This window comes from Bradyrhizobium sp. sGM-13 (assembly GCF_018398875.1).
Taxonomy (GTDB): domain Bacteria; phylum Pseudomonadota; class Alphaproteobacteria; order Rhizobiales; family Xanthobacteraceae; genus Bradyrhizobium.
In genome coordinates this window covers 99,137-112,739 of sequence record NZ_JAGWDK010000006.1, presented here as the reverse complement: position 1 = coordinate 112,739, position 13,603 = coordinate 99,137, and the positions used below count along the sequence as shown (strand labels likewise).

13 protein-coding genes are annotated in these 13,603 nt (G+C 62.4%); 1 reads left to right on the top strand and 12 read right to left on the bottom strand.

Annotated features, from left to right (window positions below; all coding sequences use genetic code 11):
- Window positions 1–47: 47 nt before the first annotated feature.
- On the top strand, window positions 48–944 hold the full coding sequence (locus KJQ96_RS11125) for a bifunctional helix-turn-helix domain-containing protein/methylated-DNA--[protein]-cysteine S-methyltransferase (protein ID WP_213286838.1): 897 nt from the start codon (window positions 48–50) through the stop codon (window positions 942–944).
- 110 nt (window positions 945–1,054) lie between these two features.
- On the opposite strand, the gene KJQ96_RS11120 is transcribed toward KJQ96_RS11125, so the two are convergent.
- The 12 genes from KJQ96_RS11120 to dnaJ form a co-directional block, all read right to left on the bottom strand.
- A complete protein-coding gene (locus KJQ96_RS11120; protein ID WP_065746367.1) occupies window positions 1,055–1,678 on the bottom strand; it encodes a 2,3-bisphosphoglycerate-dependent phosphoglycerate mutase in 624 nt (207 codons plus the stop codon).
- Between the two features lie 23 nt (window positions 1,679–1,701).
- Entirely contained in the window at window positions 1,702–2,517 is an 816-nt protein-coding gene (gene dapB / locus KJQ96_RS11115; protein ID WP_213286667.1) for a 4-hydroxy-tetrahydrodipicolinate reductase, read from the bottom strand.
- Between the two features lie 179 nt (window positions 2,518–2,696).
- Window positions 2,697–3,707, bottom strand: coding sequence for a M23 family metallopeptidase (locus KJQ96_RS11110; RefSeq protein WP_249733939.1), 1,011 nt, complete (start codon window positions 3,705–3,707; stop codon window positions 2,697–2,699).
- Window positions 3,708–3,723: 16 nt separating this feature from the next.
- Complete coding sequence (locus KJQ96_RS11105; protein ID WP_309142399.1) at window positions 3,724–4,932, bottom strand: helix-turn-helix transcriptional regulator; 1,209 nt, start codon at window positions 4,930–4,932, stop codon at window positions 3,724–3,726.
- 44 nt (window positions 4,933–4,976) lie between these two features.
- Window positions 4,977–6,224 (bottom strand): HlyD family type I secretion periplasmic adaptor subunit, encoded by a 1,248-nt coding sequence (locus KJQ96_RS11100; protein WP_309142398.1) that lies wholly within the window; start codon window positions 6,222–6,224, stop codon window positions 4,977–4,979.
- Between the two features lie 86 nt (window positions 6,225–6,310).
- Window positions 6,311–8,071, bottom strand: coding sequence for a type I secretion system permease/ATPase (locus tag KJQ96_RS11095; protein ID WP_213286666.1), 1,761 nt, complete (start codon window positions 8,069–8,071; stop codon window positions 6,311–6,313).
- An 85-nt stretch (window positions 8,072–8,156) separates the two neighbouring features.
- Complete coding sequence (locus KJQ96_RS11090) at window positions 8,157–9,458, bottom strand: calcium-binding protein (protein ID WP_213286665.1); 1,302 nt, start codon at window positions 9,456–9,458, stop codon at window positions 8,157–8,159.
- 406 nt (window positions 9,459–9,864) lie between these two features.
- Window positions 9,865–10,167: a DUF1330 domain-containing protein gene (locus KJQ96_RS11085; RefSeq protein WP_213286664.1), complete on the bottom strand. Its 303-nt coding sequence runs from the start codon at window positions 10,165–10,167 to the stop codon at window positions 9,865–9,867.
- A 30-nt stretch (window positions 10,168–10,197) separates the two neighbouring features.
- Window positions 10,198–10,908, bottom strand: coding sequence for an orotidine-5'-phosphate decarboxylase (gene pyrF, locus KJQ96_RS11080; protein ID WP_213286663.1), 711 nt, complete (start codon window positions 10,906–10,908; stop codon window positions 10,198–10,200).
- A 6-nt stretch (window positions 10,909–10,914) separates the two neighbouring features.
- Window positions 10,915–11,493, bottom strand: coding sequence for an NADPH-dependent FMN reductase (locus KJQ96_RS11075; RefSeq protein WP_213286662.1), 579 nt, complete (start codon window positions 11,491–11,493; stop codon window positions 10,915–10,917).
- Between the two features lie 49 nt (window positions 11,494–11,542).
- Window positions 11,543–12,142 carry a class I SAM-dependent methyltransferase gene (locus tag KJQ96_RS11070; RefSeq protein WP_213286661.1) on the bottom strand — a complete coding sequence of 200 codons (600 nt, stop codon included), beginning with the start codon at window positions 12,140–12,142 and terminating at the stop codon, window positions 11,543–11,545.
- Between the two features lie 209 nt (window positions 12,143–12,351).
- On the bottom strand, window positions 12,352–13,485 hold the full coding sequence (gene dnaJ, locus KJQ96_RS11065) for a molecular chaperone DnaJ (protein WP_213286660.1): 1,134 nt from the start codon (window positions 13,483–13,485) through the stop codon (window positions 12,352–12,354).
- Window positions 13,486–13,603: the final 118 nt, after the last annotated feature.

The window sequence follows — 13,603 nt, the reverse complement described above, 5'->3', positions numbered from 1 at the left end:
AGAAATCGGGTGGTTTTGGAGGCCGCATGCGCCCTAAATCAGACCCCATGATGATATCAGCCATACATGACCAGCGCCTGGCCAAGCCGGGCCACCAGAGCGCCGCGCTGCGCGACTATGACTCGGTGCGCCGGGCCATCGCGTTCATTTCGGAACAGTGGCGGACGCAGCCGACCATCGAGGCGATGGCGGATGCCGCCGCCGTGACGCCGGACGAACTGCACCATCTATTCCGCCGCTGGGCGGGGCTGACGCCGAAGGCGTTTATGCAGGCGCTCACTCTGGACCATGCGAAGGGCTTGTTGCGCGATTCCGCGAGCGTGCTCGATGCCGCGCTCGACTCGGGGCTGTCCGGCCCGGGCCGGCTACATGATCTCTTCGTCACCCATGAAGCGATGTCGCCGGGCGAATGGAAGAACGGCGGCGCCGGCATGACGCTGAGTTACGGGTTCCATGCTTCGCCATTCGGCACGGCCATCGTGATCGCGAGCGAGCGAGGCCTTGCGGGGCTCGCCTTCGCCGACCCCGGCGACGAGCCGACAGCGTTCGCCGACATGAAGCGGCGCTGGCCGAATGCGACCTATGTCGAGGACCATGACGGCACCGTCGGCCTCGCGCAACGCATCTTCGACACGCGGCTGTGGCGGCCGGACCAGCCGCTGCGCGTGGTGCTGATCGGCACCGATTTCGAGGTGCGGGTGTGGGAGACGCTATTGAAGATCCCGATGGGCCGCGCGGTCTGTTATTCCGACATCGCCACCAAGATCAAAAGCCCGAAAGCCTCGCGCGCGGTCGGCGCCGCGGTCGGCCGCAACCCGGTGTCGTTCGTGGTGCCCTGCCATCGCGCCCTCGGCAAAGGCGGCGCGCTCACCGGCTATCACTGGGGCATCACCCGCAAGCAGGCGATGCTCGGCTGGGAAGCGGGGCAGGTAGGATTGCACTAATCCCGAAATCCGTAGGTGGGCAAAGGAGCGTAGCGACGTGCCCACCATCTATTCTCGACGGCGACTGAAGTGGTGGGCACGCTTCGCTTTGCCCACCCTACAATCTTAACTCACGCCGCCAGATCGAGCTTCGACGCCACCGTCGAATCGGCATTGAGCCGGTAGATCACCGGCGCGCCGGTCGCGAGTTCGCGCTTCAAGATCTGCTCGGGCGTCAACTTCTCCAGCACCATGATGAGCGCGCGCAACGAGTTGCCGTGGGCGGCGACCAGCGTGCGCTCGCCGCGCAGCACGCCAGGCAGAATCTCCTGCACGTAATACGGCAGCGCGCGCGCCAGTGTGTCCTTGAGGCTTTCACCGCCGGGCGGCGGCACGTCATAGGAACGGCGCCAGATCAAGACCTGCTCCTCGCCCCATTTCTTGCGGGCGTCATCCTTGTTGAGTCCCGAAAGATCGCCGTAATCGCGTTCGTTGAGCGCCAGATCGCATTTGGTCGGCAATCCGGTCTGGCCGATCTCGGCCAGCGCCAGGTCGAGCGTGCGCTGCGCCCGCTTCAGCACCGAGGTAAAGGCGACATCGAACGTCAGTCCCTGCGCCTTCAGCTTGCGGCCGGCCTCTTTCGCTTCCGATACACCGAGTTCGGAGAGGTCGGGATCCTTCCAGCCGGTGAACAGGTTCTTCAAATTCCAGTCGCTCTGGCCGTGCCGCACGAGCACGAGAAGACGATCGCTCATTCCAAGATTCCGTTTTTCGATGGTTAGAAGTCGGCGAGCCCCAGCACGTCGGTCATCGTGTAGAAGCCGGGCGCCTTGCCCCGCGCCCACAGCGCCGCCTTGATCGCGCCCTGCGCGAACATGGTCCGGTCCTCGGCGCGGTGGGTCAGTTCGATCCGCTCCATCGGACCTGCGAAGATCACGGAGTGATCGCCGGTGACGGTGCCGCCGCGAAGCGAAGCGAAGCCGATATCGCCGGGTCGGCGGGCGCCGGTATGGCCGTCGCGGCCACGCGCGGAGCGGGCGTGCAGGTCGACGCCGCGACCGGCGGCGGCAGCTTCACCGAGCAGGAAGGCCGTGCCCGAGGGCGCGTCGATCTTGGCCTTGTGGTGCATCTCGACGATTTCGATGTCAAAGCTTTCGTCCAGCGACTGCGCGACACGCTTGACCAGCGCGGCGAGCAGATTGACGCCGAGGCTCATATTGCCGGACTGCACCACCACCGCACGCGAGGTGACGCTCTTGATGACCGCCATGTCTGATACTGACAGGCCGGTGGTTCCGACGATGTGGATCAGGCCGCGTTGGGCGGCGATCGCAACATTGGCGATGGTGGCGGCGGGCACGGTGAAGTCCAGAATGCCGTCGGCATTGGCGGACAGTGTCCAGAGGTCCGCCGACAATTCGACCCCGTTGGCTGGCACGCCGGCGAGCACGCCGGCATCCTTGCCCAGAAGTTCCGAGCCCGGCGCTTCCAGCGCCCCGGCCAGCACCGCACCCGGCGTTTCCGAAATGACGCGCACCAGCGCGCGGCCCATCCGGCCGCCGGCCCCCGCTACGATCAATCGCATATCGGCCATGGCTTTTACCTCTGCACGCCCTATAGCGGGATGAGGCCGTTCCGGCAACCAACCAGGCGCTTTTGATGCTCCCGGCCGCCAGGCGATCCGGCCGGGCGAAGGCAAGACGGCAATCAGGGTGCTCGGGATTGTCGGCGTCGTGTCCGCCGACTCAAACCAGATGCTCCGAAGACTGGTCCCTAGAGGGTAAGTTCCAGTTCTCTCTCCAGAACGATCCGACCGTCGCGCTCCACGACATATGTGGCCTTGTAAGTGCCGCGCTCCCAGCCCGTCGCCGGACGCTTTCTGCCGGTAAACAGCATGAATTGCGCCTTGTTGCTCTCAAGTTGCGCGGCTCGATTTTCGGCGATGGCCTTTCCGGTTGGATTCTCGATGACGAGCCGTTGTACGTCGCCCGCCTTCAGGCCAATGACGCGAACGAAAGCGACAATTGCCGCCGCGCTGGCAGACGGCTTTTCCATGCCCGCGCTTCCATCCTCGACAAGCTCCATTGTCACCGGACCGTTCGCGAAGCCGGCGTTCAGAATAGTTCGCTCCTGATAAGCAAGTTGCGCGTGAAGTGCCGGATGCCACAGCAGTTCGCCGCCCCCGCAGGAGCCGGAAGCAGCACCATATGCGAAGGGATCTACGACCGCTCCCTTATGCCTGACCGTGAAATGCAGATGAGGATATTCGGTCAGCCCCGAGAGACCGACCCGGCCAAGCGGCTGCCCAGCTTTGACTGCCTCTCCGGGCTTTACCACGAGGCTGCCCCGAGCCATGTGACAATATTGGGTTTCCCAATGTTCCGGGTGTTCGATCACAACGCCGTTGCCACATTCGACGTCGCGAACAGTTTCGGGCGCAGACTTGCCAAGGGCGCCGTCTGGCGCGCCGTCTCGCGTGCGAAGCACGCGGCCACTTGCGGCAGCCAGCACTTCCACGCCGGCCTTTTGCGACGCCAGCGACGGCAAGCGAAAGTCCGTCCCGTTGTGGCGGTCATACGTCAGGGTGCCGCATTTATAGTCTCGCGCTGACCCCGACGGATCGACATCGGTGTAATTCTGGATGTAGCAGGTCCGGCCGGGTTCGCACGCGATTGGCATACTCAACTGAATGCTCTCGGCGATCGCATTGGAAGAAAAACCCAGTGCCGCCGCCATGGCAAAGGCTCGATAAGAAGTCACACGGCGCATGAAGTCCTGGACCATGGCAATAGCCGGCGCATCAGTTCGGGGGCCGCTTATCAGCCGCACAAAGCAACTGGCAATCCGGTGACGTCGGCGCGACGGCCTTTTCGCGCCTGCCGGCCCCGAATGGGGACTGCGTGAGATTATAGAGCAGAAAGAACTCGGCCTGTCGATTGATCCCCAACTTGAGCATGATGCGCTTGGTGTAGGTTCTTACAGTCGCCTCGGTCAATCGAAGGTCGGCGCCGATATCACGTGGACACTGGAATTGAAGGATCCGAGCGATGATTCTCTCTTCGGCCCAGTTCAAGCCGAAGGCGGTTGCAATACGGTGTGCTCCCAGCACTTCATCGAATTGCGGCACGATGACCAATGCTTTCCCCATGTCGCAATGTGTTGGCGCGGCCCCGATCTTGGCGAAGGCAAACTGCTGACGCTCCGTAGAAAGAGGCACAGTTGTGTTCAGCCAAACCTGCCCGGGCCTGGGAATCAACGCCTCGCGGACTGCCATCCTCAAACGCTCGGTTACCAGTCTGCTGGACCCTGCGAGCCGGTCACCATCCACCCTGAGCAGTTCGCCCTTTGCAGATAGCGCTCGACCACAGCGATTGACCTCGTGAATATGCAGGCCTTCGTCCACGATGAACGCAGGGAATGCCAGGTTTTCCAGCCAGATTTCTGCGTCCGGATATCGATTGGGTGAACGCTGCACGAGGGAATGAGCCGTCCCCCAAACCGCACGTACGGCACGCGCGAGACACGGAATTTCGGCCCGAACTAGCGCAGCCTGCCGCCATCCCGCGACAAACACTACGGTAGATCTGTCGCGAGAGGCAAATCTGCCGATGACGGAATGACCGTTTGTTCCTGGCTCGGAGCCGATCAGTTTCCGCACAAACGTGGTGCGTGCGTTGACAGGTTCGAGAAAGGCGCAATCTGTCCCGGCGCCCTTGCGGGCAATTCGGGCGACGGTCATGGTGCATGAGGGATCGATTGCGGCGTGTCCGATTCGGACCTCTTTAAGCTCCGATCCGGTGTGAGACATGGCCGCGACGTAGCAACTGCTGCACTCGAAAAGTTCGGCAACAGCCTTGCCGAAATATTCCATCGCGCGCTGGTCTGGGCCTTGCTCCGCAGGCCCTCCTATCTGATGACCTTCGGCGTACTGAAGAGGCTCGCCGCGCTCAGCGTCATTGAAGCGAAATCCACCCTGCCTGGAGGGTAGCGTTTTGCCATTCTCATGCACGGGCGCCTCCCGCAACAAGATGCCGTCGAGCTCATGCCGACGGCTTAGTGCTCCTTAAACGCGCGGTTGATACGCAGTTCCATTGGCTGCAGTAAATATTCCGCAAAGGTTCTTTCTCCCGTCTCGATAAATATCTCAACGGGCATTCCCGGCAGTAACGAAGAGAAATACGAGGCGGTCGGCGCGTTGATGTCAAGTTCCAGTTCCGCCATGTAAGACGTAATGCCACTCTTGGCGTCGGTCAGTGCGTCTGCCGCTACAGCGACGACCTTTCCGTCGAGCATGGGCCGACGACGGATGTTCAATGCGTGAACCCGGACGCGCGCAGCCTGTCCGGCATGGACCTCTTCCCGATCGATTGGTTTCAATGCTGCCTCGATGACAAGCCGGTCCTCCGTCGGAACGATTTCGAGGAACGTTTCGCGGGGTGCAAGCACGGCTCTAAGGTCCCGGCTGTTGAGGCCCACGATCTTTCCGCTCTCGGGGGCACGCAATTCAGACCGTCCAAGTTGATTGCGCAGAGCGGCAATTCGATGTCGGAGATCACCGATCTCCTCGCTCGCCGCATGACGCTGCTTCGCGATTTCCTGATTCTGGTTGAAGCCCAACTGTCGGCGCCTGTCCTCAAGTTCCGCCATTTTGCCCCGCTTCTCCGCAACCGACGCTGCGTTGCGGTCAATCTGTCCGCTCGACTCGGCCTCGGCTCGTTTCAAGGCTAACAGGCGTGGCTTTCGGGCGAGGCCCTTTGTAAGGAGGTAGCTTGTGTCAGCTATCTCCTCTCGTAATAGCGCAAGTTGTTGCTCGACACCCTTGGTGCTGCTTTCGAGGCCTCGGATAGAGTCCGTCAACTGCAGCATCTGCTGATCGATCATTTTGCGTTCATTCTCGATTGCGGCCAGCCGCGCCGCAAACTCGCCCTCCTGGGTTTGCATGGCAATGCGCGCGGACGCATGGCTCGCGCTTCTCTTCAGTTCGTCGGGAAAGGTGATCGATTTCGCGCCGGCCTCTTCCGCCGCCAGCCGCGCCTCCATCGCCAGAACTGCAAAGTATTTCGTCTCAAGCGAGCCGAGGGCTGCTTCGATCTGGGTGGTATCGAGCCGGGCGATCAGTTGGCCGGCCGTGACCTGATCGTTTTCCCTGACGTGAACCGACTTTACTATTCCTCCCTCAAGATGCTGGACTGCCTTGCGCTTCGAATGAACCTTTATGACACCTTGCGCCACAACCGCGCCACGAAGCGGAACTGTCATCGCCCACACGCCGAAGCAGCAAAATTGCAGAACCAGCAGCACGCATCCCCATCCAATAATCCGCCGCATATCGGATCGTGGTCGTTCCTTGCGGGAAACGACGACTGCACGATCTCGACCTCCTTCCGTCATCGAGCGGTCCTCCCCGCGGCCAATCTCTGAGATTCCGTACCTTGCCGGACGACATGCGGCTTCGCGACAGGGGTGACAGGCAGGCGAAGGACTTCAGCAGGCGATCCGAAAGCGAGCTGCGCGCCATCCCTCAAAAGCAGTACGGCATCTGCGATGGTCAGCAGTTGGGGCCGGTGGGTGACGATCACCAGTGTCGCGCCGCGCGCCTTCGCCCGCTGAATGGCGGAACACAATGCATGCTCCCCGTCCGGGTCAAGATTGGCATTTGGTTCGTCCAGCAGGATCAGTTTGCGATCCCCGAAAAAGGCACGGGCGAGACCGATCCTCTGGCGCTGACCACCGGAAAGTCTGTTGCCGTCGCGCCCTATCTCAGTCTGATAGCCGGCTGGCAGGGACAGGATCATCTCATGCGCCTGTGCAAGCATGGCCGCGGCAACGATGTCCTCGTCGCGCGCATGTTCGTCAAAGCCGGCGATTGCTTCGGCCACTGTGCCGCCCAGAAGCTGCACCTCCTGAGGAAGATAACCGACAAACTGCCCAAGCTGGTCAGGGTCCCAGTTATTCAGGGCTGCGTCGTCCAACCGGATGGTGCCGCCGCTTGGTCGTTCCAGTCCCGCCATCAGGCGCAGCAAGGTCGATTTTCCGGCGCCGGTCGGGCCGATCACGACGATGATCCCGGAAGGCGGACATTCAAAATCTATGCCTGCGAGTATCGGGCGCGGCGTCGTAGGTGTCCGATGCGACACTCGCTCGACTGCAATTCTGCCGGACGGGGACGGAAGCAGCGTACGTTTCTCGCGAGCAAGAACCGGCGCTGCGGCCGTCTGAACTTGCTTCCAGGCCTCGTGCGCGGCAGTAAGGGCGCGCCGCGCCGAGATCAGACCTTCCATCGGCTGCAGCGTACGGGCGATCAGGATCGAACTCGCAATCAGACTGCCTGCCAGCACCTCGCTCTGGAGCACGAGCCAGGCGCCTGCGCCGATCGCGGCAACCTGCAACGTCGTTCTTACCATGCGCGCCGCGGCGCCGATCGCATAGACGCGCTCGCTGGCTCGAACCACGGGGGACAAGGCCTGGTCGTTGAGGTCCATGAATTCGCGGATGGCACCTCTGGTCCAGCCCATCGCACGCACCAGGGCGGAATGCCGGACAATTCCGTCAAGTGTGATCTGGGTCTTCTGCGCGGCCTGGGACGCCTGCGCGATTTCGCTGCGCGCGATCCAGCGGCTCACGATGCCCATGGTGAGGAGGACCGCCGTTCCGACCAGCGCAATCAGGCCGTACCAGGGGTGCAGAAAGAACAGGATGAAAATAAACGCCGGAAGAAAGGGAGCATCGAGCAGCGATGCAATCGTTGCGCTGGATAGGAACGTCCTCAGCTCGCGCACCTTTGCAAGATCTTGCGCCCTGCTGTCACCCCGATTGGTGGCATCAACGATCATGCTTTCAAGCACGATGGGAGCGAGGTAGCGCTCAAATCTAACCGCAAAGCGACTGAGCAGCCGGCTGCGCAGGGTGTCGAACGCGGCGCTGAAAACAAGAGCAATTGCGGCGATGATGGTGAGGCCAACAAGGGTTTCAACGCTACCGCTGCTGATGACCCGATCGAACACTTCGATGGCGTAGAAGGGAACGACAAGGAGAAGTATGTTCAATGACACGCTAAAGGCCACGACCCACACGAATGCGGATCGTCCCGGAATCAATCCAAGCAGCGATCGTGCAACGGACGCTGGGATCTCACGACGCGAATACATGACTGGCCGGCACTACCACTGACTGACGTATTGCAGAGAGGCAGGAGCGGGGCGGCACGGCAGCCGGCCCGCTGAAGTTGTGGGGTTAAACGATCTCGATGGCCTCGTAACCCGCCGCGTCGTTGATGTCTTCGATCGACTCGAATGGGGTCGCGCCGCCCGAAACGCCGGTGAGCGTGATGGTGCCGAAGCCGAAATCGAGCACCGTGTTGGTGCCGTCGTCATCCACCACGATGGTGGCCGGATCAAACGCCGGATCGGCATCGACATTAACTTCATCGCCAGCACCAAAGTTCAGGTCGGTGACTTCATCGTCGCCGAAGTTGGTGGCAGTATTGTCGCCGAAATTGTGGTCGTCGGAGCCTGCACCGCCTGTCAGCACATCGTTGCCGACGCCACCGTCGAGGACATCGGCGCCATTGCCGCCGTTCAACTCATCGTCGCCCGCGCCGCCGTTGAGGGTGTCGTCGCCGGCGTTACCGGAGAGGATATCGTCTCCATCTCCGCCATTGAGCACATCGACATCGGCACCGCCGACAAGCATGTCATCTCCGGCGTCGCCGTCCAACGTATCGTCGCCAGCTCCGCCGCTGAGCTCGTCCGCGCCTTCGCCGCCGGACATTATGTCGTTGCCAGCACCACCGGTCATGGTGTCGTCGCCGTCGTCGCCGGACATGGTATCGTCGCCGCCACCGCCGGCCATGTCGTCGGCGTCGTCGCCACCGCTCATCGTGTCATTGCCGCCTTGGCCGTTGAGCGTATCGTTGCCGGCACCGCCGTTCAGCGTGTCGTCATCGGCGCCGCCATTCAGCGTGTCGTTCCCGAGACCGCCATTCAGCGCGTCCATGCCCGCATTGCCGTTCAGGGTATCGTCACCGACCCCGCCGCTGAGCGTGTCATCGCCCCCGTTGCCCGACAGGACGTCATCACCGGCGCCGCCGTTGATGATGTCACTATCGGCACCGCCGGCGATCGTATCGTTGCCGGCATTGCCGTTCAACGTATCCATACCGGCTCCGCCATCGATATTGTCGTCGCCCGCGCCGCCATTGACGGTGTCATCGCCTTCACCGCCGACGATCGTGTCGATGCCGGCGTTGCCGTTCAGCGTGTCGTTGCCGGCTCCGCCATCAATATCGTCATCGCCCGCACCGCCACTGACGGTGTCATCGCCTTCACCGCCGGCGATCGTGTCGTTGCCGGCATTGCCGTTCAACGTGTCGTTGCCGGCTCCGCCATCGATATCGTCGTCGCCCGCGCCGCCATTGACGAGGTCATCGCCTTCCAATCCGGTAATCGTATCGTTGCCGGCCAGACCGTTGATCTCATCGGGATCTGGCGTGCCAACCAACGTGTCGTCGCCTGGTGTTCCGGGGATAATTGCCATGGTTTCTACTCCTTGCGCCCGCGCATTCGCATGCGGGTCGGCCGCGGCCCGTCATGCACTAGCGATTTTGTGTTGGCTCGATTTCCATCCCGATCGATGTGGACTTCGATGGCGCGCAACTTGATGAAGGCGGGGCGGCGTCACAATCCCCATATGGGGACAAAAGAAATGTCTGATAGCGCACGTTTGGCCCGCAGACCCCGCGTTCGCTTGGAATAACGATCAGCTATTTGCTATTTTTCGACGGGAGCCGATCGGCTAGGCACGATCGGAAACATTCGCACATATTTCTTGATTGCGATGAGGTCCCGCGAAGCGGCGCGAAAATAGCCGCTTCTACCGGACCTCCCGCACTTTTGCGTTGGCCCCTGAGGAGCGCAGACGTAGATCGCGAAGTAATGGGCGTTCAGGGCTGCGGGCCGTCATAGCCCTCGATGACGATGAGGTCCGCAATCGAGTGCGGCTGACGGACCTTGATGTTGGCCTGATATTCCGGCGAATTGTAGCAGGCCAGCGCTTTCTCATAGCTGTCGAATTCGATCACCACGTTGCGCGAGCGGCATTGGCCTTCGACTGCGGTGAACTGGCCGCCGCGCACGACATAGCGCCCGCCGAATTTCTTGAAAATCGCGAGATTGGCCGCCGCATAGGGCTTGTAGCCCTCGTCATTGCTGACATCGACGCGACCGATCCAGTAACCCTTGGCCATTTCACTTCTCCGTTTTCTTGTTTCGCCGAACTACGCCAATGCCTGTTTGATTTCCACCTGAATGGCATCCGCAGCAAGCCTGGGATCGGCGGCTTCCGTGATGGGACGTCCGACCACCAGATAGTCGGCGCCGGCACCGATTGCCCGCGCCGGTGTCATGATGCGCTTCTGGTCGCCGGTCGCAGCGCCCGCCGGGCGGATACCCGGCGTCACCAGATGCATCTGGTGGCCGACGATCTTGCGCAACGCGGCCGCCTCTTCCGGCGAGCTGACGAGGCCGTCGACGCCGAGCACCTGCGCTTGCTGGGCGCGCGCTTCCACCAGGTCGGAGACGTTGAGCCGATAGCCGGCGGCATGCAGGTCTCCATCGTCATAAGAGGTCAGCACGGTGACGGCGAGAATTTTCAGACCCGAGCCTTGGCGCGCCTCGACCGCGGCCTTCATGGTCTGCGGATAGGCGTGCACGGTGAGGAAGGTCGCGCCGAGTTTGGCGACGCTCTCAACGCCGCGCGCCACCGTATTGCCGATGTCGTGCAGCTTGAGATCGATAAAAACCTTCTTGCCCGACTTCGCCAGTTGCTGCGCCAGCGGCAATCCGCCGGCATAGGCGAGCTGATAGCCGATCTTGTAGAAGCTCACGCTGTCGCCGAGCCGCGCGATCAACGCTTCCGCTTCACTCACCCCGGGCAGGTCGAGCGCGACGATCAGCCGATCTCTCGGCGCGATACTGGCTGGCTGCATGTCACCTCACATCATGCGTTGGGAAACTTCGATCAATTGCCGCACCAGCGCTTTCAGCCCCTCGGCATCAGCGGCATTCTTCAGGCGGTCCATCTCGTCATAGGCATCGTCGGCGAACGCCAGCGCTAACTGGTTTGGTATCACGGTTGCATGACACGCCGACAGGATCAGCCGCAGCGCGGCCAGCGCGCGGGCGCCGCCGAGCCGGTTGCCGGAGGCCGACGCAATCGCAAACACCCGATCGCGAAACACCTGGCCGCGGGTCTCGTGCGCGTCTTGCACCCGGCTCACCCAGTCGATGGTGTTTTTCACCAGCGCCGGCACCGAGGAATTGTATTCTGGCGTCACGATCAGCACGCCATGATGGGCCGCCATCATCCGCTTCAGGTTGACCGCGTGTTTCGGCACGCCGGATTTCGCCTGCAGGTCGCCGTCATAGATCGGCAGCGGGAAATCAACCAGCGAGATGCGGGTGACCTCGGCGCCGGCTTGCGCCAGCTCATGCGCGGCCACCGCCGCCAGCCTCGCATTGAGCGAGCCGGTGCGGAGCGATCCCGGGATCACGAGGATTTTCAGCGCGGACATTTCTTAGAAATCGCACTCGGGGCTGACCGGCCGCGCGACAGCGCACGGCTCAGCCCTTGCGATACACCCAGACCCGCGCGGGCGGAAGGTTCATCCAGATCCGCTCGGAGGCCTCTGTGGACACGCCCGGCAGCGATTTCGGAATCGGCGGCGCCACCGAATAGGTGAACTGCACGAAGGGCGCGCCCGGGGCCAGTGCCAGGAACGCGTCGCGGATCAGCTTCAAGCGGGTCAGCATCGGTTTTGTCACGAGCGGCAGGCCCGAGATCACGGCAGACGCCGGCGCATCCAGCGCATCTCCCAGCGAAGCGCGAAGCGTGTAGGCATCGCCCTGTACGACCTTGGCCTGAGGATAGCGATCGCGCAGCAGAGCGCAGAAACCCGGATTATATTCGACCAGCACGAGCCGCTTCTGATCTACGCCGTGTTCGATCAGCGCGTTGGTGATCGCGCCGGTCCCGGGCCCAAGTTCGATGACCGGCCCTTCGGAATCGACATCGACATATTGCGCCATGGTGCGGGCGAGCACCTTGCTCGATGGCATCACCGCGCCCATGTGCAGCGGCTTTTCAATCCATGAACGAAGGAAGCGCACCTCGTCGTCGAGACGAGGCTTCTTCAACGCACGCACGGACGATTGCAAAGGCATGTCGCTACCAGGCGGGACCCGCTGACAGGCGGGAATGTCAAAAAACAGTCATGAACACGTATAGGTCGACGGGGATATGGTCAAGCCAAACGGTGATACGCGAGCGGCGCCAACGTGCCCGCGATCCGTCGATAACACCCTGTGCAAGCTGAATGAATCATGACTGCCGGGCGAGAGAACGGCGCTCGCCCAGGCGACGTGCATGCGGTTCAGGAGGCCGCGCGGCTGCCGAAGAAGTCCTTGACCTTGGTGAAGAAGCCCACCGCCTCCGGCTGGGTTGCCCCGGAGGACAGCTTTTCGAACTCGGCGAGCAGTTCCTGCTGCTTCTTGGTCAGATTCTGCGGCGTTTCGACCATGACCTGGACATACATGTCGCCGGTCTGGCGCGAGCGGAGCACCGGCATGCCCTTTGATGCAATGCGGAAACGGCGGCCGGACTGCGTTCCCGCCGGCACCTTCACCTTGGTCTTGCCCTTGTCGATGGTGGGCACTTCGAATTCGCCGCCGAGCGCGGCCGCGACCATCGAGATCGGAACCCGGCAGTGCAAATCGGCGCCGTCGCGCTGGAAGAATTCGTGGGTGGCCAGCGACAGGAAAATGTAGAGGTCGCCGGGCGGGCCGCCGCGGACACCGGCCTCGCCTTCGCCGGCCAGCCGGATACGCGTGCCGTCCTCGACACCCGGCGGAATGTTGACCGACAACGTCCGGTCGCGCGTCACCCGTCCCGTGCCCGAGCAATTCGGGCAGGCGTCTTCGATCATCTGACCGCGGCCCTGACAGCCGGGGCAGGTCCGCTCCAGCGTGAAGAAGCCCTGAGCCTGACGGACGCGGCCGGCGCCACCGCACATCGCGCAGGTCTTCGGCTTGGTGCCGGCCTTGGCGCCGGTGCCCGAACAGGGCTCGCAGGTGACCGAAACCGGAATTTCGATCTGCGCGGTCTTGCCGAGGTAGGCTTCCTCGAGCGTGATTTCCATGTTGTAGCGCAGATCGGCGCCGCGCTCGCGTCCGCCACCGCGCCCGCGCTGCCCGGCCATGCCGAACAGGTCCTCGAAAATATCTGAAAACGACGAGGCAAAGCCGGCGCCGAAGCCGGGACCGCCGCCGCCCATGCCTTGCTCGAACGCGGCATGGCCATAGCGATCATAGGCGGCGCGCTTGTCGCCGTCTTTGAGGACTTCGTAGGCCTCGTTGATTTCCTTGAACTTCATTTCGCTGGCGGCATCGCCCGGATTCCTGTCCGGATGCCATTTCATCGCCAGCTTGCGGAAGGCCGACTTGAGCTTCGACTCGTCCGCGTTCCGATCGACTTCCAGGGTTTCGTAATAGCAGCGCTTGGTGGACATCAGTCAAACCCGCCCGAATTCGTCTTCATGCCGAAGGCACCCTCGATCGAAAAAAGATGCAGCCATCGGCTTAAAGAAAAATGACCCCCACCCATCGAACGCAGCGCTCGCGCTCTTT